18 protein-coding genes and 2 tRNA genes are annotated in these 17,102 nt (G+C 59.8%); 8 read left to right on the forward strand and 12 right to left on the reverse strand.

Annotated features, from left to right (window positions below; genetic code table 11):
* Positions 1–5: 5 nt before the first annotated feature.
* From HY028_05930 to suhB, 12 genes are all read right to left on the reverse strand, one after another.
* Entirely contained in the window at positions 6–1,682 is a 1,677-nt protein-coding gene (locus HY028_05930; GenBank protein ID MBI3344376.1) for a GMC family oxidoreductase, read from the reverse strand.
* The gene (locus HY028_05935; GenBank protein ID MBI3344377.1) at positions 1,682–2,287 is read right to left on the reverse strand and encodes a gluconate 2-dehydrogenase subunit 3 family protein; all 606 of its coding nucleotides are present in this window, start codon (positions 2,285–2,287) and stop codon (positions 1,682–1,684) included. The genes HY028_05930 and HY028_05935 overlap by 1 nt, the downstream gene beginning before the upstream one ends.
* Before the next feature lie 18 nt (positions 2,288–2,305).
* The gene (locus tag HY028_05940; protein MBI3344378.1) at positions 2,306–2,479 is read right to left on the reverse strand and encodes a hypothetical protein; all 174 of its coding nucleotides are present in this window, start codon (positions 2,477–2,479) and stop codon (positions 2,306–2,308) included.
* A gap of 50 nt (positions 2,480–2,529) precedes the next feature.
* Positions 2,530–2,718, reverse strand: coding sequence for a hypothetical protein (locus HY028_05945; protein MBI3344379.1), 189 nt, complete (start codon positions 2,716–2,718; stop codon positions 2,530–2,532).
* A 110-nt stretch (positions 2,719–2,828) separates the two neighbouring features.
* A tRNA-Arg gene (locus HY028_05950) sits at positions 2,829–2,905 on the reverse strand.
* 228 nt (positions 2,906–3,133) lie between these two features.
* A tRNA-Ser gene (locus HY028_05955) sits at positions 3,134–3,226 on the reverse strand.
* Between the two features lie 275 nt (positions 3,227–3,501).
* The gene (csrA, locus tag HY028_05960) at positions 3,502–3,690 is read right to left on the reverse strand and encodes a carbon storage regulator CsrA (GenBank protein MBI3344380.1); all 189 of its coding nucleotides are present in this window, start codon (positions 3,688–3,690) and stop codon (positions 3,502–3,504) included.
* A gap of 165 nt (positions 3,691–3,855) precedes the next feature.
* Positions 3,856–5,082 (reverse strand): aspartate kinase, encoded by a 1,227-nt coding sequence (locus tag HY028_05965; protein MBI3344381.1) that lies wholly within the window; start codon positions 5,080–5,082, stop codon positions 3,856–3,858.
* 73 nt (positions 5,083–5,155) lie between these two features.
* Positions 5,156–7,753: an alanine--tRNA ligase gene (gene alaS / locus HY028_05970; protein MBI3344382.1), complete on the reverse strand. Its 2,598-nt coding sequence runs from the start codon at positions 7,751–7,753 to the stop codon at positions 5,156–5,158.
* Positions 7,740–8,201, reverse strand: coding sequence for a regulatory protein RecX (locus HY028_05975; protein ID MBI3344383.1), 462 nt, complete (start codon positions 8,199–8,201; stop codon positions 7,740–7,742). The genes alaS and HY028_05975 overlap by 14 nt, the downstream gene beginning before the upstream one ends.
* Positions 8,182–9,213 (reverse strand): recombinase RecA, encoded by a 1,032-nt coding sequence (gene recA / locus HY028_05980; protein ID MBI3344384.1) that lies wholly within the window; start codon positions 9,211–9,213, stop codon positions 8,182–8,184. Before recA ends, HY028_05975 begins: the two co-directional genes overlap by 20 nt.
* Before the next feature lie 201 nt (positions 9,214–9,414).
* Positions 9,415–10,212, reverse strand: coding sequence for an inositol-1-monophosphatase (gene suhB / locus HY028_05985; GenBank protein MBI3344385.1), 798 nt, complete (start codon positions 10,210–10,212; stop codon positions 9,415–9,417).
* 110 nt (positions 10,213–10,322) lie between these two features.
* Here suhB and trmJ point away from each other — a divergent pair, with 110 nt between their 5' ends.
* The 8 genes from trmJ (at position 10,323) to HY028_06025 (ending at position 17,073) form a co-directional block, all read left to right on the forward strand.
* The gene (trmJ, locus tag HY028_05990; protein ID MBI3344386.1) at positions 10,323–11,075 is read left to right on the forward strand and encodes a tRNA (cytosine(32)/uridine(32)-2'-O)-methyltransferase TrmJ; all 753 of its coding nucleotides are present in this window, start codon (positions 10,323–10,325) and stop codon (positions 11,073–11,075) included.
* A 37-nt stretch (positions 11,076–11,112) separates the two neighbouring features.
* Positions 11,113–11,895, forward strand: coding sequence for a serine O-acetyltransferase (gene cysE / locus HY028_05995; GenBank protein MBI3344387.1), 783 nt, complete (start codon positions 11,113–11,115; stop codon positions 11,893–11,895).
* Positions 11,896–11,991: 96 nt separating this feature from the next.
* The gene (gene iscR / locus HY028_06000) at positions 11,992–12,492 is read left to right on the forward strand and encodes a Fe-S cluster assembly transcriptional regulator IscR (GenBank protein MBI3344388.1); all 501 of its coding nucleotides are present in this window, start codon (positions 11,992–11,994) and stop codon (positions 12,490–12,492) included.
* Complete coding sequence (locus HY028_06005) at positions 12,492–13,625, forward strand: cysteine desulfurase (GenBank protein ID MBI3344389.1); 1,134 nt, start codon at positions 12,492–12,494, stop codon at positions 13,623–13,625. Before iscR ends, HY028_06005 begins: the two co-directional genes overlap by 1 nt.
* 172 nt (positions 13,626–13,797) lie before the next feature.
* Positions 13,798–14,229, forward strand: coding sequence for a nucleoside-diphosphate kinase (ndk, locus tag HY028_06010; protein ID MBI3344390.1), 432 nt, complete (start codon positions 13,798–13,800; stop codon positions 14,227–14,229).
* 5 nt (positions 14,230–14,234) lie between these two features.
* Positions 14,235–15,338 carry a 23S rRNA (adenine(2503)-C(2))-methyltransferase RlmN gene (gene rlmN / locus HY028_06015; GenBank protein ID MBI3344391.1) on the forward strand — a complete coding sequence of 368 codons (1,104 nt, stop codon included), beginning with the start codon at positions 14,235–14,237 and terminating at the stop codon, positions 15,336–15,338.
* Entirely contained in the window at positions 15,338–16,129 is a 792-nt protein-coding gene (gene pilW / locus HY028_06020) for a type IV pilus biogenesis/stability protein PilW (GenBank protein ID MBI3344392.1), read from the forward strand. The genes rlmN and pilW overlap by 1 nt, the downstream gene beginning before the upstream one ends.
* A complete protein-coding gene (locus tag HY028_06025; protein MBI3344393.1) occupies positions 16,129–17,073 on the forward strand; it encodes a helix-turn-helix domain-containing protein in 945 nt (314 codons plus the stop codon). Before pilW ends, HY028_06025 begins: the two co-directional genes overlap by 1 nt.
* Positions 17,074–17,102: the final 29 nt, after the last annotated feature.

A 17,102-nucleotide genomic window follows, 5' to 3' on the forward strand; every position in this document is an offset into this window, starting at 1 on the left:
CAATTTCATATTTCTTTGCGTAGCGCTAGCTCGTGAATGTGCGCGGCGGTGCGTATCGCTAGCGCCTCGATGGTGAGAGAGGGCGCTTCGCCGCCCCCCGTGCTGGGGAACACACTGGCGTCCACGATAAAGAGATTGCGCCAGCGATGGCTGCGGCAATGGCTGTCCACGACGGAATGTTGCGGGTCGTTTCCCATCCGGCAGGTGCCAAACACGTGCGTGGAGGAGAAGAAATCATAGCTCCCGTATTCCTCGAATAGCTGCTCTACCCCGGCGGCGTCTAGCATCTCTCGGCACGTCTTGGCCATGAACTCCACTCTGCGCAGCGCCATCTCATCGAGGTGGCTGTGGATGCGGGCGATGGGCATGCCGAACTCGTCCTTTTCATCAGGATCAAGGTCAATAAAGGATTTCTCGTTGGGTAGGCATTCTGCTACCGCCCCCATGACGAGCGCCCGGCCGTAGCTGGCGCGCATGTCGGCCTTGTGCTGCCGGCCCCAGCCCTTGATCACACGGGTCGCGTAACTGATTGGACCTATCAAGTCGGCTGACGCCGTGCTCGGGGCATACCGGCTGCCGCCCACGATCCCGGCTACGGCGTCAGGGGCGTTAAAGTCCCAGCAGATGATATCCGACGGCACGCCGCGCATGCTGCCCAGCGGCTCCGGATGCAGTCCGGCGCTGTCCCAAGCCAGAGTCTCCATAAAATTACGGCCCACCAAACCGCTTTCATTGGCGAGTCCATGCGGCGCGTGCCGATTGCTGGAAGTCAGCAATAGCCGTGGCGTCTCCACCGCACCGCAGGAGACGATGACCACCTGTGCAGAGACTTTATGCTGTGCGCCGGTACGATCCGCATAATACACGCTGGTTACCCTGCCGTTATCCCCGGCTTCGATATGCAGCACCTGGCACAGACTCTGGATGGCGCACAGTCCGGACGCGCGCGCCTTACGGATAAAGGTGACGTCCACGCTGCCTTTATCGCTGCGCGGGCAGCCGCGGCTGCAATTTGCGCAATAGTTGCACGCCGGGCGGCCGTCATACGAAGCGGAGAGTGTGGCGATCGGGTTCATCTCCCAATGCATGCCCAGTTTACGACCCCCCTCAACAATCTTGCTGCTCGTGTAGCTCAAGCGGTGGGGCGGGAGAGGATACGCTTCGCTGCGCGGTCGTGTTGTATTCTCAGTCGGCCCGGCGACACCGACGATGCGCTCCGCTTCGCAGTAGAAAGGTTCGAGTTCCTGGTAATCGAACGGCCAATCCGCACCCACGCCAAACCGGCTGTACATCTTCATCGCTTGCGGATGGAGACGATGCGCCTCGCCGGTAAAGTGCAGGGTGCTGCCGCCTACCCCGCGCACGTGATGGTAGGCATTGCCCTTGCGGGTCTCGCCGGGATTCATGGCCCCGGTGATGTGATTCCAGGAACGCAGATGCTGCCAACGGGGGTCTAATTTCTGTAGCGGTGCAAAGCTGTAGCGTACCTGACTGCGCGGCCGAGTGGGGAAAAGGGTTTGTTCCCAACTGTTCTGGTCCAGTAAATAGTCCTTGGTGAAGTTATAGTCGGGTCCCGCTTCGAGTACCAGCACTCGCATCCCATAGCGGGTGAGCGCCCAGGCGCTGGCCCCCCCTCCCGCACCGGAACCCACGATGACGGCGTCGTACTGAGGTCCCTGCATCAGGAAGCAGCCCGTGGCGGCAGATAGAAGTCCAGGTGGCCCTTGGGTTGGGGCGGGCCGGCATACGACAGTCCGGCCCAGCTCGGGGGTTGGGCATAGTAGTGAAAAAAGGCGTCTTGGCGCAGACGCTCGAAAAAGACGCGCGGCAGCGTGTCCATTTTTTCTGCTGCGGCCAGGGCGATGACGTGTTCCCTCTGCGTTTCGGAAAGGGAAGAAAAATTCTCAACACCATAGTGATCTTTGGCCTGTGTATCCAGCCAGGTGCAGCCCGTTTTTATCAGGCGCCGGAGACGATGATTCGGGGTGGCCGCCGCGGCGATCTTTTTGTCTACGTCCAACGCTGTGGCGCTGGGCGTTTGATCGGCCGGGATGAGCGTGTCGAGGTAATAGGCCAGGGTGTGCAGTTCATCCTTGCCGAGTGCTGATGGCCAGAGGATGCGTTGAACAAGATAACCGGACCACGCCAGCAGCGCCGCGCCCAAGGTCAGTTTAAGGAATTGGCGGCGCGGGAGATGAAGGGCGCCGTCACGGGTGAAAAATCGCCCCCGCAGCCTGACGAAATACCCGCCTAGCTGCCTCAACTTATCCAAATTGGCAGAAGGCATTCCAGAATGCTTTAGGGATTACTTGCGTTTGAAGAGCGCGATTAACCCGGCTACTCCCACGAGTGCGGTCAGACCGACTAAACCCCACTCATCCAGCGCGGGCGCTTGCACCGGGGGTGGTGCTTGCGCAAAGGCCTGAGCAGAGAATAACAAAGATAGGGCTGCAAGGACAATATGTTCTTTTAATTTCATGAGCTATTTCCTCTACATGTAGGATGGCATTCCAGAATGCTTAGGATAGGCTATTTGCGTTTTTTGAAGAGTGCAACCAATCCGGCTACGCCCACGAGCATGCTTAGACCGAGCAAACCCCATTCATCCAGCGCAGGCGCTTGCACCGGGGGTGGCGGAACGAAACCCGCAAGGGCTTCCGCATTGAACATAAGCAGCGTGATGAGGCCAGATAAAGTAAGGTAGTTTTTTAGTTTCATCGTTATACTCCTTCGATTTATTAGGGAAATGCGAGATTGGCCTTTATATTTAGAAGCTAAAGCCGGCTGTTTGTCAATGATTAATGATTGACGGATGCCTCATTGGAAGATGGCGCGCCCGGAGAGATTCGAACTCCCGACCGCCTGGTTCGTAGCCAGGTACTCTATCCAGCTGAGCTACGGGCGCGTGTTGGGTATTTTACCCGATTAAGGGATGGCTCACTAGGGATATGGCGGAGAGAGGGATTACTCCGCACTTCCTTGTACTCCGCCCTGCGGGCCAGCCTTCGGCTGCTCCAAATCGCTCCAGGCGATTTGGTCGAACCCTGCTTATGATTTCTCGAGGGTTCGAATGCCTATCGTATAATCTTCCTTATGAGGAGGCTAAAAAACCAGCCTCCTCATAAGGAAGATATGGCGGAGAGAGAGGGATTCGAACCCTCGATGGAGCTTTTAACCCCATACTCCCTTAGCAGGGGAGCGCCTTCGACCTCTCGGCCATCTCTCCAAATATGTTTAACATCTTATGACGCCCTCCCTGGCGAGGCTTCAATTTTCTTGATCGGCCCCCGGCCCAGCCCTCCATGGCTGGGCGTTCGCGGCTCCTGCCATTGGATCTTTAGTAAAGCCATCCATGGCGAGACTTCAGTTCATTATCTGGACCCCAGCCAGTACATCCTGTACTGTCGTTCGCGCTTCAGCGCTGTGCAATCCTGCTTCGCTCGAAGTCCGGCCCATACATCCATCGTATGAGCGCTCGAAGCTCCTATCCCGCTTCTCGCCCTAATCCCGCCGCTCGCCCTCCGACTTTTCCTTCTGGATACGCTCGTAGATTTCTTCCCGGTGCACGGTGACATCCTTGGGTGCATTGACGCCAATGCGTACCTGATTGCCTTTTACCCCGAGCACGGTGACCGTTACCTGATCGCCTATCATCAGGCTTTCGCCTACCCGTCGCGTCAAAATCAGCATTCGTTGACTCCTTGTTACATCACTTCAATGAAGTGTGGCTGCGGCTCGCCATCCTAGGGGGCTCACCCCTGTGAGCCCGCTAATAAGTCAGTAAAGTGAGGCATTATAACCCGCAATCTCGAGCCGCCGTCCAGGAAATATGCCGTATTAGATCAGCCTGCCTTTCTATTTCGGCTCGGCCTGGTCTAACTTGAATGCCGCATGCAGGGCGCGCACCGCAAGCTCCAGATATTTTTCGTCCACCACCACGGATATCTTGATCTCTGAGGTCGAGATCATGCGGATGTTGATGCCTTCCCCGGCCAGGGTTTGAAACATCTGGCTGGCGATGCCCGCGTGGGAGCGCATGCCTACGCCCACGATAGAGACCTTGACGATGTGGTTGTCGCCCTCGACCTCGCGCGCACCCATTTGCTGGGCGGTACGCTTGACGATCTCCAGGGCCTTGTCGTAGTCGTTGCGGTGTACGGTGAAGGTGAAATCGGTGAGACCGTCCTCGCCGACATTTTGCACGATCATGTCTACCTCGATATTCGCCTCGGCGATGGGGCCGAGGATACGATACGCCACGCCGGGCTGATCGGGCACCCCGATCATAGTGAGCTTGGCCTCATCACGATTGAATGCAATGCCGGAGATCAGGGCTTGTTCCATGGCGGCTTCCTCAGAGGTGATCAGGGTGCCTGCGCCTTCTTCAAAGGAAGAGAGCACGCGCAGCGGCACGTTGTACTTGCTGGCGAATTCCACCGAGCGGATCTGCAACACCTTGGCGCCCAGGCTCGCCATCTCCAGCATCTCCTCGTAGGTGATGCGGTCCAGGCGGCGCGCCTGCGGCACCACGCGAGGGTCGGTGGTGTAGACGCCGTCCACGTCGGTGTAGATCTGGCATTCGTCCGCCTTGAGCGCCGCGGCGAGCGCGACCGCGGTGGTGTCCGAGCCGCCGCGCCCCAAAGTGGTGATGTTGCCTTCGCAGTCCACGCCCTGAAAACCGGCCACCACCACCACGCGGCCCTCGGCGAGATCCTTATGGATGCGCGCGGAGTCTATGTCCACGATGCGGGCCTTGTTGTAGGCGTTGTCGGTGAGGATATGCACCTGCGCGCCGGTGTACGAGCGCGCCTTACAGCCGCGTTCCTCCAGCGCCATGCTGAGCAGGGCGATGGTCGCCTGTTCGCCGGTGGAGAGCAGGACATCGAGTTCACGTGCGCTGGGACGCTGAGCGATCTCCTTGGCGAGCCGGATCAGGCGGTCCGTCTCGCCGCTCATGGCGGACACCACGACGACGACATCATCGCCTTGCTCGCGGCAGTTCATGACTTTTTCCGCAACGTGCTGGATGCGCTGCGGACTGCCGACCGAGGTGCCCCCGTATTTTTGTACGATCAATGACATCTTAGCGTCTTGTGAAAATGGCGCAGATTAGCACCTGATGGTGAAATAGACAAACAAAAAGTAGCTATGGAGTTTAACGAAGCTGCGTCTGTACCCACTCGGCGACGGATTTGAGCGCACCATCGAGCGCCTCGGGATGAGTGCCGCCGGCCTGCGCCATATCGGCGCGCCCGCCGCCCTTGCCTCCCACCTGTTGGGCGACCATGTTCACCAGGTCTCCCGCCTTGATGCGAGCGTTATAGTCGTTGGTGACACCCGCCACCAGGCTGACCTTGCCCTCGCTCACCGCCGCCAGCACCACGGCGGCGGAGCCGAGTTTGTTCTTGAGTTGATCCACGGTGTCGCGCAATGATTTGGCGTCCGCGCCGTCCAGCCGCGCCGCGAGCACCTGGATGCCGTTGATCTGTTGCGCCTGCCCGGCGAGGTCGTCGCCCGCGGAGCTGGCGAGCTTGCCCTTGAGGTGTTCAAGTTCCTTTTCAAGCCTGCGGGTACGCTCCAGCAACTGCCGTACCTTGTCGTCCACGTTGTCGCGCCCGCCCTTGACCAGGTCGGCCACCCGCAGCAGACGCTGCTCGTTTTCTTCCAATATTTTCAGCGACGCCTCGCCGGTGACCGCCTCGATGCGGCGCACGCCCGCAGCGACACCGCCTTCGCTGACGATCTTGAAGAGTCCGATGTCCCCGCTGCGGTTCACGTGCGTGCCACCGCACAGTTCGGTCGAGAAATCGCCCATGCGAAGCACGCGCACCTGTTCGCCGTATTTTTCGCCGAACAACGCCAGTGCGCCACTCTTCATGGCTTTGTCTATCGACATGATGCGTGTCTCGACGGCGTTGTTGGCGCGGATCTGGGCGTTGACCAGGTGCTCGATCTCCTTGATCTGCTCCGCCGTCACCGGTTCGAAGTGAGCGAAATCAAAGCGCAGGCGTTCCGCATCCACCAGCGATCCCTTTTGCTGGACGTGCTCGCCCAGCACGCGGCGCAATGCGGCGTGCAGCAGGTGAGTGGCGGAGTGATTGTAAGCGGTCGCGATGCGGGCCTGCCCGTCCACCTGGGCTTGCAGGTGATCGCCGAGCTTGATGTGGCCGGACTTGAGCACGCCGTAGTGGGCGTGGGCGGCGCCGTGTTTGCGCGTGTCCTGGACTTCAAACGTGGCATGGGTCTTGTGCAAATAACCGCGGTCGCCGACCTGCCCGCCCGACTCGGCATAAAAGGGCGTGCGATCCAGTATCATCGCGGCGTGTTGTCCGGCGTTGACCTCGGTGACCGGTTTGCCATCTATATACAACGCGACGACCTGGCCCTGTCCCGTCAAGGTCTCGTAACCGGTGAAGTCGGTTTCCACAACCTCGGCCTGCTCCACCTGTACCGCGGTGAAGTGACTCGCGGCGCGCGCCCGCTCGCGCTGTTGTGTCATCTCCTGTTCAAAACCGGCCATGTCTATACGCAACCCGCGCTCGCGCGCGATGTCGGCGGTGAGGTCCACCGGAAAGCCGTAGGTATCATACAAACGAAACACGGTTTCGCCGGCAATGAGATCGTCGTTCAGTGCGGCGATGTCCTGCTCCAGAATGCGCAGGCCCTGTTCCAGGGTTTGCCCGAAACGTTCTTCCTCTTGACGCAAGACGCGCTCGATCTGCGTCCGGGCCTTGGGCAGGTCGGGATATGCCGCGCCCATTTCCTTGGCGAGCGGCGCAACCAGTTTGTAAAAAAAGGGCTCGGTGAGGCCCAATTTATGTCCATGCCGCAGCGCGCGGCGCATGATGCGGCGCAACACATAGCCGCGTCCTTCGTTGGAAGGGACCACGCCGTCCAGCACCAGAAAAGAGCAGGCGCGGATGTGATCGGCGATCACCCGCAGCGAGCTGTTGTCGAGATCGGTGACGCCGGCCAGCGCGGCGGCGGCCTGCATGAGATTCCGGAACAGGTCTATCTCGTAGTTGCTGTGCACGCCTTGCATTACGGCGGCAAGACGTTCGAGACCCATGCCGGTGTCCACCGACGGGTGCGGCAGTGGGGTGAGCGTGCCGTCCGCGCTGCGGTTGTATTGCATGAACACCAGATTCCAGATCTCGACGTAACGGTCGCCGTCCGCTTCTTTACCGCCCGGCGGGCCGCCTTTTATGCCGGGGCCGTGATCGTAGAAGATCTCCGAGCACGGGCCGCACGGGCCGGTGTCGCCCATGGACCAGAAGTTGTCCTTCATCCCGCAGCGCGAGAAACGCTTGGGGTCCGTCTTGATCTCATTGAGCCAGATGTCGGCGGCCTCGTTGTCTTCCTCGTACACGGTGATCCACAGTTTCTCCGCGGGCAGCTTCAAAACCCGGGTCAGAAATTCCCAGGCATAGCCTATGGCCTCGCGCTTGAAGTAATCGCCGAAACTGAAATTGCCCAGCATCTCGAAGAAGGTGTGATGGCGCGCGGTGTAACCGACATTTTCCAAATCGTTGTGTTTGCCGCCTGCGCGCACGCAACGCTGGCTGCTCACGGCGCGTTGGTAGGGGCGATGGTCGAGGCCGAGGAACACCTCCTTGAATTGCACCATGCCGGCATTGGTGAACAGCAGGGTGGGGTCGTTGGCCGGGATGAGCGGACTGCTCGGCACGATGGTGTGACCGTGCTGGTGGAAGTAATCCAGAAAGGCCTTGCGTAAATCGCTACTGGTCATCATAGTTCTTGAGGGTCTTAAATACGGCATTGATCTGATCGGTGGTATAACCGCGCTGTTGCAGAAAGCGCATTTGCCGCGCGCGTTCCTGATAGTCCTTCGGCTCCCGTCCAAAACGCTTGCGCCAGGTCACACGCGCCTGCTCACGCCAGTGTTGGGCGTTTGGGGTTACCCACGCCTTAATCAGGTCTGCGGGTGTTCCTCGTTCGCGCAATTCGGCCTCGATGCGCAGCGGCCCAAAACCTCTATTCATACGAGATTGGACATAGGCCTCGGCGAAGCGTTCATCGCTGAGTAGTTTGTCGGCGGCAAGCCGTTGCAGGGTCGCTTCGATGAGCGGCTCGGGAAAGCCCTTGGCAAGTAATTTGCGCTGCAATTCGAGAGAGCTGTGCTCGCGCCGGGCAAGCAGACTTACCGAATACTGTAAAATATCAGCCCTCAACCTCGGCAGGCTCCGTTTCGCTCGGGACGGGTTTGGTAATCAGCTTGGCGCGGATTAGATCTTCGATCTCGCGCGCGATGTCGGGGTGTTCCTTCAGGAAGGTGCGTGCGTTGTCCTTGCCCTGGCCGATGCGGTTGCCGCCGTAGCTGTACCACGTGCCGGACTTCTCCACGATGCCGGCCTGCACGCCCAGTTCGATGGCCTCGCCCTCGCGCGAGATGCCTTCGCCGTAGAGGATTTCAAATTCGGCCTGCTTGAACGGCGGGGCCACTTTGTTTTTTACCACCTTGACGCGCGTCTCGCTGCCGATGACTTCGTCACCCTTTTTGATGGAGCCGATGCGGCGGATGTCGAGGCGCACCGAGGCGTAGAATTTGAGGGCGTTGCCGCCGGTGGTGGTCTCGGGGTTGCCGAACATCACGCCGATCTTCATGCGGATCTGGTTGATAAAGATCACCAGCGTGTTGGAACGCTTGATGTTGGCGGTGAGTTTTCTGAGCGCCTGCGACATGAGGCGCGCCTGCAGGCCCATGTGCGAATCGCCCATCTCGCCCTCGATCTCGGCCTTGGGGGTGAGCGCGGCGACCGAATCCACCACCACGATGTCTACGGCGCTGGAACGCACCAGCATGTCGGTGATTTCCAGCGCCTGTTCGCCAGTGTCAGGCTGCGAGACCAGGAGATCGTCCACGTTCACACCGAGCTTCTGCGCGTATTGCGGGTCGAGGGCATGCTCGGCGTCCACGAAGGCGGCGGCGCCGCCCAGTTTCTGCACCTCGGCGATGACTTGCAGGGTGAGAGTGGTCTTGCCGGACGACTCCGGGCCGTAAATTTCCACCACCCGCCCGCGCGGCAGGCCGCCGATGCCGAGCGCGATGTCCAGACCAAGCGAGCCGGTAGAGACAGCCTCCACGTCCCGCACCATGCCCGCGTCACCCATGCGCATCACCGCGCCCTTGCCGAATTGCTTTTCAATCTGGCCGAGCGCCGCGCTCAAGGCCTTTTTCTTGTTGTCGTCCATAGCATTACCTCACTCTGATTACTAATCTAAAAGGAAATCCCTGATGTGTCATGTTGAACCGCCAAGACGCCGAGAACGCCAAGATTTTTCCTTACAATTCAATCCTTTTTTCTTGGTGACCTTGGCGTCTTGGCGGTTGGCGATATATTTCTCAGAGGTGCTTCCCTGAAATTATCCCACAGATTTTTCAAACAGACAGCGCTATTTTTCCAGCCCCGCGGTGAGATAGGGGTGAAGGGTCTTAAGGAGGGCCTTGTAGACCCTGGGACTGCCTCCCACGATATTGCCGGTAGTCAAAAAATCCTGTCCGCCGCCGAAGTCTCCCACCATACCGCCCGCCTCTGTGATGAGCAAGGCGCCCGCCGCCATATCCCAGGGCGCGAGGCCGATCTCCCAAAAACCGTCCAGACGGCCCGCCGCCACATAGGCGAGATCGAGCGCCGCGGAACCGGCGCGGCGGATGCCGGCGGTGAGCAGCGTGAGTTCCTTGAACATGTGCAGATAGGCGTCCAGGTGTTCGGTTTTGCGAAAAGGGAAACCGGTGCCGAGCAGTGTGCCGTCCAATGTCTTAGCCTTGGTCACGCGGAGGCGGCGATCGTTGAGTTGCGCCCCGGCGCCCCGGCTGGCGGTGTATAACTCCTGACGCAGGGGATCGTAGACCACCGCGTGCTCAAGCTCGCCTTTATGCTGCACGGCGATGGACACGGCGAACTGCGGAAAGCCGTGCAGAAAGTTGGTGGTGCCGTCCAGCGGATCAATGATCCACTGGTAGTCGTCGCCCGCATGGGCGCCGCTCTCTTCGGCCAAAATGGCGTGGCTGGGATAGGCCTTGCGGATGACCTTGACGATATCCTGCTCGGCGAGCAGGTCCACCTCGCTCACGTAATCGTTTTTGCCCTTCAGCGAGACTCCATAGCTGTCCAGCCGTTCGGCGGCGCGCGCGATAGTGTTGCCGGCGGTGCGGGCGGCGCGTACCGCGATATTGAGCAGGGGGTGCATAAATTCAGAGAAAAGATACAAGATACAAGAGAAAAGGGGAAAAATACAGGCCGCAGACCAAATGAGGTGCTTTGCATGCGCCTTTTCCCTTTCCCCTTGTATCTTTTCTCTTGTATCTTGTATCTGTGTCTCTCTCCAATATCCGCATCGTCCTGGTAAACACCAGCCATCCCGGCAACATCGGCGCCTGCGCGCGCGCCATGAAGACCATGAATCTGTCCGGCCTCAACCTGGTGCAACCGAAGGTCTTCCCCAGCGCCGAAGCCACCGCGCGGGCCTCCGGTGCGGACGACGTCTTGGCTGGGGCGCAGGTCTTTGAGACGCTGGACGCGGCGCTGGCCGGCTGCGTCCTGGTGATCGGCGCCAGCGCCAGGCAGCGTACCATTGCCTGGCCGGAGCTGACACCGCGCGAATGTGCACGGCAGGTGATCGCACAGTGCGCCCGCGCGCCCGTCGCGCTGGTGTTCGGGCGGGAACATTCCGGTCTTACCAATAGCGAGCTGGAGCGCTGCAACGCCCTGGTGCGCATCCCGAGCAACCCGGATTTCAGTTCTCTCAATATCGCCGCCGCGGTGCAAATCCTGGCCTACGAAATTATGTTGACGAGTCTGGAGCCCACCCCGCACGCAATCAGTGACACGGAGGAAGAACCCGCCACCGCAGCGGAACTGGAGTTGCTTTATGCCCACATGCAGCAGGCCTTGACGGACATCGGCTTTCTCGACCCGGCCAACCCGCGCCAGTTGATGCGCCGGTTGCGGCGCTTATTCAATCGCCCTCAACTGGACAAGATCGAGGTTAATATCTTGCGGGGCATATTGGCTGCCGCGCAGACCCAAAACAAACTGAGGCATGAGGAATAGGTATTGTTGACGAAATTAGTCAGGTATATAATGCAGTATGTTTGAGCGTCTGAAAGAAGACATCCGCTGCACCTTTGAACGCGACCCGGCGGCGCGCACTACCTGGGAGGTGTTGACCACTTACCCCGGGCTGCACGCGGTGCTGTGGCACCGGCTGACCCACCGTTTGTGGCGCGCGAACTGGAAGTGGCTGGCGCGCTGGCTGTCCACCGTGGCGCGCTGGTTCACCGGCGTGGAGATTCATCCCGGCGCGACTATTGGCCGGCGCTTCTTTATAGACCACGGCATGGGTGTGGTGATCGGCGAGACCGCCGAGATCGGCGACGACTGCACGCTGTATCACGGCGTGACCCTGGGCGGCACCACCTGGCGCAGGGGAAAACGGCATCCCACCCTGGGCAGCAATGTCGTGGTCGGCGCGGGCGCCAAGGTATTGGGTCCGATCACGGTGGGGGAGGGCGCGCGCATCGGCTCCAATGCGGTGGTGGTCAAAGACGTCCCCTCCGGCGCGACGGTGGTAGGTATCCCGGGGCATATCGTCAAGCGCGCCAGCGACGAAGAGATGCTACGGCGCAAGGATTTCGCCAAGAAAATCGGTTTCGAGGCCTACGGCGGCGCCCAGGACATGCCCGATCCGGTGGCCAACGCCATTGATACGCTGCTCGATCATGTGCACGTGATGGATAAGCAGATCGAGGCGATGAACCGGGCGCTGCGCCAGTTAGGCGCGCAGATCGAGGAGGTCAAGCTGCCGGACGTGGAAATGTCTGACATGCAAACGGATAAGGACAAGCCCCTGACCACCCCCATCGAATTGTGACGTACATGGATGTACTAATGTCGCGAGAGGCAGGAAGCCGGGAGCGGCTAGGGCCGAATTCATTCGGCCGAATATGTTCATGAAGGAGAGAGCACCATGCGCTTAACCACCAAAGGCCGCTATGCGGTCACCGCGATGCTGGATTTGGCCATACACCAGCAGAAGAAGCCGGTCACGCTCGCCGACATCGCCCGCCGGCAAGACATCTCGCTCTCGTATCTCGAACAGCTCTTCGCCAAGCTGCGCAAACAGGGCTTGGTGGAAAGCGCGCGCGGCCCGGGCGGCGGCTACAGATTGGGTCATCCCACGGCCGCGATCTCGGTCGCCGACGTGATCAGCGCGGTGGACGAAAAGGTGGACGCCACCCGCTGCGGCGGCAAGATGAATTGTCAGGGTGAAGAACGCTGCCTCACCCATGATTTATGGTCCGATCTCAGCAATCAGATTCATGAGTTTTTGAATGACATCAGCCTGGCCCAGTTGATAGAACGCCGTGGTGTCCAAGAGGTTTCCGCGCGCCAAGAAGAACTCCTGCATTTTTTCCCGCGTGAACAGGCTAAACCTGCGCGGGGAAAAGAGGCCGTCACCCCCGGCTGATGCCCGCTTACCTCGACCACAACGCCACCACCCCGCTGGCCGAGGGGGTGTTGGATGCGATGTTGCCCTATCTCAGCGATCAGTACGGCAACGCCTCCAGCGCCCACAGTCTCGGACGCGCCGCACGTGCTGCTGTGGACCGGGCGCGTAAGTACGTAGCGAAACTCGTCAACGCCAAACCGCAGCAAATCATCTTCACCGGCAGCGGCACCGAAGCCAACAATCTCGCCATTAAGGGCATTGCAGCGCAATACAAAAAGGGGCGCATTCTAATCAGCGCGGTCGATCACGCCTCGGTACGCAGCCCCGCGCAAGCACTGGCTGAGCAAGGCTGGGACGTGGACACGCTCCCCGTTGATACACTGGGGCGAGTCACCACCGCCACGTTACAAGCACACCTTCATTCCAACACCCGGCTCGTCTCCATCATGCTGGCCAATAACGAAACCGGCATCCTGCAAGATATCGCCTCATTGAGTAGGGCCACCCACAAGACCGGAATCGTTTTCCATACCGACGCCACCCAGGCTGCCGGCAAGATCAAGGTGGACTTTGCCGCGCTGGGCGCACAGCTCATGAGCCTCTCCGCCCACAAACTTTATGGTCCTAAGGGTGTTGGCGCATTAGTCGTAAGCGACGGCGTGGAATTACAGCCCTTGATACACGGCGGTGGCAAGACGCTGCGCGGCGGCAGCGAAAATGTCGCAGCGATTGCCGGTTTTGGCGCCGCGGCGGAGTTGGCCACCAAAGAGTTGGAACAGCGCGCTGAACACCTGCTGACCCTTCGCCGTTACCTGGAACAGCGATTACACGAAATCCCCAGCCTGGTGATCTTCGCCGAGCAGGCAGAGCGCCTGCCCAATACCGTGCTGTGCAGCATTCCAGAATTTTCCGGCGAGACCCTGATCGAAAATCTCGATCATAAAGGGATTTGCATCTCCAGCGGTTCCGCCTGCACCAGCGGCAGCTTCCAGCCCAGCCACGTCTTGGTAGCGATGGGCGTGGAGCGCCGTCTGCAACAGAACGTGCTACGCATCAGCCTGGGGATAGGCAACAGCCGCAACGACATTGACTACCTCATCACCTCTCTTCAAGAACTCCTCACCCGCTTCAAGCCCTGGGCCGCAGCGTAAGATTCCCACATCCTGTTCCCTTCCCTCTGACCGATATAGCTAAGATAGCTTGCGGAGCACTCTGTCTGGCATTGCCTAAACCCTCTCGGTTAGGGTAAAATGCCTTGAATTTCAATGGATAAAATCACTTACTTATCATGACTTTTAATTTCAACCAGAGGGGAGTAGGTTAATGGCGCTGGAGCGCACCTTTTCGATAATTAAACCTGACGCCGTGGCCAAGAATGTGATTGGCGGGATTTACAGCCGTTTTGAGCAGGCGGGTTTGCGCATCATCGCCGCCAAGATGGTGCATTTGTCCCACGCCCAGGCTGAGGGCTTTTACGCCGTGCATAAGGACCGGCCGTTTTTTAAAGACTTGGTCAATTTCATGATTACCGGGCCGGTGATGATGCAGGTGCTGGAAGGGGAGAACGCCGTCACGCGCCATCGTGAGATCATGGGCGCGACCGATCCGCAAAAGGCGGTGCCGGGCACAATACGCGCCGATTTCGCCAAGACCGTGGATGAAAACGCGGTGCACGGTTCCGACAGCCCGGAAACCGCCCAGGCCGAGATCGAATTCTTTTTTAAACCCAACGAGATTTGTCCGCGTACCCGGTGAGCGAAGTGAACACACCACGCCAAAATCTGCTCGATCTTGACCGCCAGGGTCTTGCCGGTTATTTCACGGCGCTGGGCGAGCAGCCGTTTCGGGCCGCGCAGGTGTTGCAGTGGGTGCACCACTACGGCATGGACGATTTCGACGCCATGACCAATGTCAGCAAGGCGTTGCGCGAGCGTCTGAAGCGGTGCGCCGAGATTCGTGCGCCGGAGATCGCGCTGGATCAGCTTTCGGACGACGGCACGCGCAAGTGGTTGCTGCGTCTGGCTGACGGCAATTGCATCGAGACGGTGTTTATCCCCGACGAGGGGCGTGGCACGCTGTGCGTATCGTCCCAAGTGGGCTGTGCGCTCGATTGCTCGTTTTGCGCGACGGGCAAGCAGGGCTTTAATCGTAATCTCACGGTGGCGGAAATCATCGGTCAGGTCTGGGTCGCCAACAAGGCGCTCGGCCGAGATCCGAAAGGCGAGCGCATTATCACCAATGTCGTCATGATGGGCATGGGCGAGCCGTTGCTGAATTTCGACAACGTGGTGAGCGCCATGAACATCATGCTGGACGACCTCGGCTATGGTCTGTCCAAGCGCCGCGTGACACTCAGCACCGCAGGCGTGGCGCCGGCCCTGGATCGCCTCAAGGCGCTGAGCCCGGTGAGCCTTGCGGTCTCGCTGCATGCCCCGAACGATGCGCTGCGCGACGAACTGGTGCCTCTCAATAAAAAATATCCCCTCAAAGAATTACTGGATGCCTGTCGCCGCTATGTAGAGGATGAGACGCGCCGCACCATCACCTTCGAGTATGTCATGCTGGACGGCGTCAACGACAGTCCGGAACTGGCGAGGCAATTGGTGGAGTTGCTGAAGGACATGCCCGCCAAGGTCAACCTGATTCCCTTCAATCCGTTTCCCAACACCCGCTATCTGCGCTCGCGGCCCGAGGCGATAGCGCGCTTTCGTGACATTCTCATGCAGGCCGATTTGATCACCCTTACCCGCAAGACCCGTGGCGATGATATTGACGCCGCCTGTGGTCAGCTCGCCGGCCGCGTGCGAGATCGCACCAAGCGCAGCCTGCGCGGTATACCCGTGCTGACGGAGGGTTTACGGTAATGATGAAGGCGGTGCTCAAGGGACTGGGCTTGGCGGCAATAGTAATCTTAAGCGCATGTGGCACACTGACCTCGTCCGACATCAAGCCCGATGTGAACGAAGGCCCTGATACCCTCGCCCAGACGAATCTCAAACTCGGCATCGGTTACCTCCAGCAAGGTCAGCGCGATCTGGCGCTCGGCAAATTACAGCGTGCGATCGAGCTCGACCCCAAGCTTGCCAAGGCCCACTCCGCCATCGCCATAATCTACGACCAGCTCGGGCAGGCCGATCTTGCGCTGCAACACGCCGAAAGGGCGGTCAGTCTCGATCCGCAGGATTCGGCGGCGCATCTTAACTACGGCACCTTTCTCTGCAAGCAGAACCAGTTGGACAAGGCCGACGCGCAGTTTCAGTTGGTGTTCCAGAATCCGCTCGATGCCTCGCCGGAGTTTGCCTACGAGAACGCGGGCGTATGCGCCATGCGCGTCCCCGATCCCGCCAAGGCCGAGCAGTATTTCCGCAGCGCCTTGCAGTTGAATCCGAAGCTGCCGATCAGCCTTTATCAAATGGCCGTGTTGCACTATCAAACCGAACGTTATCTCCAGGCGCGGGCCTACTTGCAACGTTATGCGGAAGTCTCCCAACATACCCCGCAGAGTCTGTGGCTGGGCATCAAGGTGGAGCGCCAACTCGGTGACAGAAATACCGCTTCCGGTTATGCCCTGCAGTTGAAATCAAACTTCCCGGACTCGGAAGAGGCGCGCCTGTTACTCGAGTCTGAAAAGGGAGCAAAACCCAGGTCTCCATGATGAGCCCCGATCAGCCCGTGGACGCGAACCTTCAAGCCGAGGCCGGGTTAGGGGCGCGGCTGCGCCTGGCGCGCGAGAAGCTGGGGCTCACTACCAGAGATGTTGCGGCGCAGATGAACCTGGACCCGCGGCATATCGAGGCCATCGAACGCGAGGATTTTAGCAGCGTCGCCGCCCCGGTCTTTGTGAGAGGTTATCTGCGTAACTACGCCCGTTTGCTGAACCTGCCTCCCGACCTCATCGTGCAACACTACGAAGGCCTTGCCGGTGTGAGCCCGCCGCCACTCAAGGGTTTCCCGATCGGCGACGCTACCCCCGCCAGTGAGGCTGATCGCACCGTGCGCTGGATCGGCTATGCTATCGTTCTGGGCTCGGTGATTCTGGCGGTGGTGTGGTGGATGACCGAGGGCACCTTCAAATTCAAAGAGGACGACGCGGTCGCAAGCCTTGCCGCGCAGGCGTCCTTGCAGGAACCGCATCCTCTCGAAACCCGGGCCACCGCTACACAGCCGCCCACCCCGCCGCCGGCGGTTGTAGCCGAAACAGACCCTTCGACCAAACCCAGCACAGGCGCGGCGCCCGTTGACAGTGTCTCACCGGCGGCCTCCGCGGCTGCCGTGTCCCCCCCAAGCAGCACAACCGTACAACAGACGCCCGCGCAACAAGCCGCGCCGGTAGCGGCGGCGGACAGCGCCGCGCCCAAGACCCGCGCCTTAAGCCTCAGCTTCAGCGCGGACTCCTGGGTTGAGATTACCGACGGCAAAGGAAAGCGCCTGTTTTACGACTTGGCCAAACGCGGGAGTCAGCAGAGCTTTCAAGACGTTGCCCCGCCGATACACATCCTGCTCGGCAATGCGCCCGCGGTTACCGTGGACTATAATGGCAAAAGATTCGATCACTCGCGTTATAATCGCAACAACGTGGCGCGTTTTTCACTCGAGTAGGGTCGAATTTATTCGGCCAGAACGTAAAT

This window comes from Gammaproteobacteria bacterium (assembly GCA_016195665.1).
Taxonomy (GTDB): Bacteria; Pseudomonadota; Gammaproteobacteria; order SURF-13; family SURF-13; genus JACPZD01.

Coding starts and splice junctions, on each gene's coding strand:
- HY028_05930 (MBI3344376.1), bottom strand. CDS start 1,682: ATGCAGGGACCTCAGTACGACGCCGTCATCGTGGGTTCCGGTGCGGGA.
- HY028_05935 (MBI3344377.1), bottom strand. CDS start 2,287: ATGCCTTCTGCCAATTTGGATAAGTTGAGGCAGCTAGGCGGGTATTTC.
- HY028_05940 (MBI3344378.1), bottom strand. CDS start 2,479: ATGAAATTAAAAGAACATATTGTCCTTGCAGCCCTATCTTTGTTATTC.
- HY028_05945 (MBI3344379.1), bottom strand. CDS start 2,718: ATGAAACTAAAAAACTACCTTACTTTATCTGGCCTCATCACGCTGCTT.
- csrA (MBI3344380.1), bottom strand. CDS start 3,690: ATGCTGATTTTGACGCGACGGGTAGGCGAAAGCCTGATGATAGGCGAT.
- HY028_05965 (MBI3344381.1), bottom strand. CDS start 5,082: ATGTCATTGATCGTACAAAAATACGGGGGCACCTCGGTCGGCAGTCCG.
- alaS (MBI3344382.1), bottom strand. CDS start 7,753: ATGATGACCAGTAGCGATTTACGCAAGGCCTTTCTGGATTACTTCCAC.
- recA (MBI3344384.1), bottom strand. CDS start 9,213: ATGGACGACAACAAGAAAAAGGCCTTGAGCGCGGCGCTCGGCCAGATT.
- suhB (MBI3344385.1), bottom strand. CDS start 10,212: ATGCACCCCCTGCTCAATATCGCGGTACGCGCCGCCCGCACCGCCGGC.
- cysE (MBI3344387.1), top strand. CDS start 11,113: ATGTTTGAGCGTCTGAAAGAAGACATCCGCTGCACCTTTGAACGCGAC.
- iscR (MBI3344388.1), top strand. CDS start 11,992: ATGCGCTTAACCACCAAAGGCCGCTATGCGGTCACCGCGATGCTGGAT.
- HY028_06005 (MBI3344389.1), top strand. CDS start 12,492: ATGCCCGCTTACCTCGACCACAACGCCACCACCCCGCTGGCCGAGGGG.
- ndk (MBI3344390.1), top strand. CDS start 13,798: ATGGCGCTGGAGCGCACCTTTTCGATAATTAAACCTGACGCCGTGGCC.
- pilW (MBI3344392.1), top strand. CDS start 15,338: ATGATGAAGGCGGTGCTCAAGGGACTGGGCTTGGCGGCAATAGTAATC.
- HY028_06025 (MBI3344393.1), top strand. CDS start 16,129: ATGAGCCCCGATCAGCCCGTGGACGCGAACCTTCAAGCCGAGGCCGGG.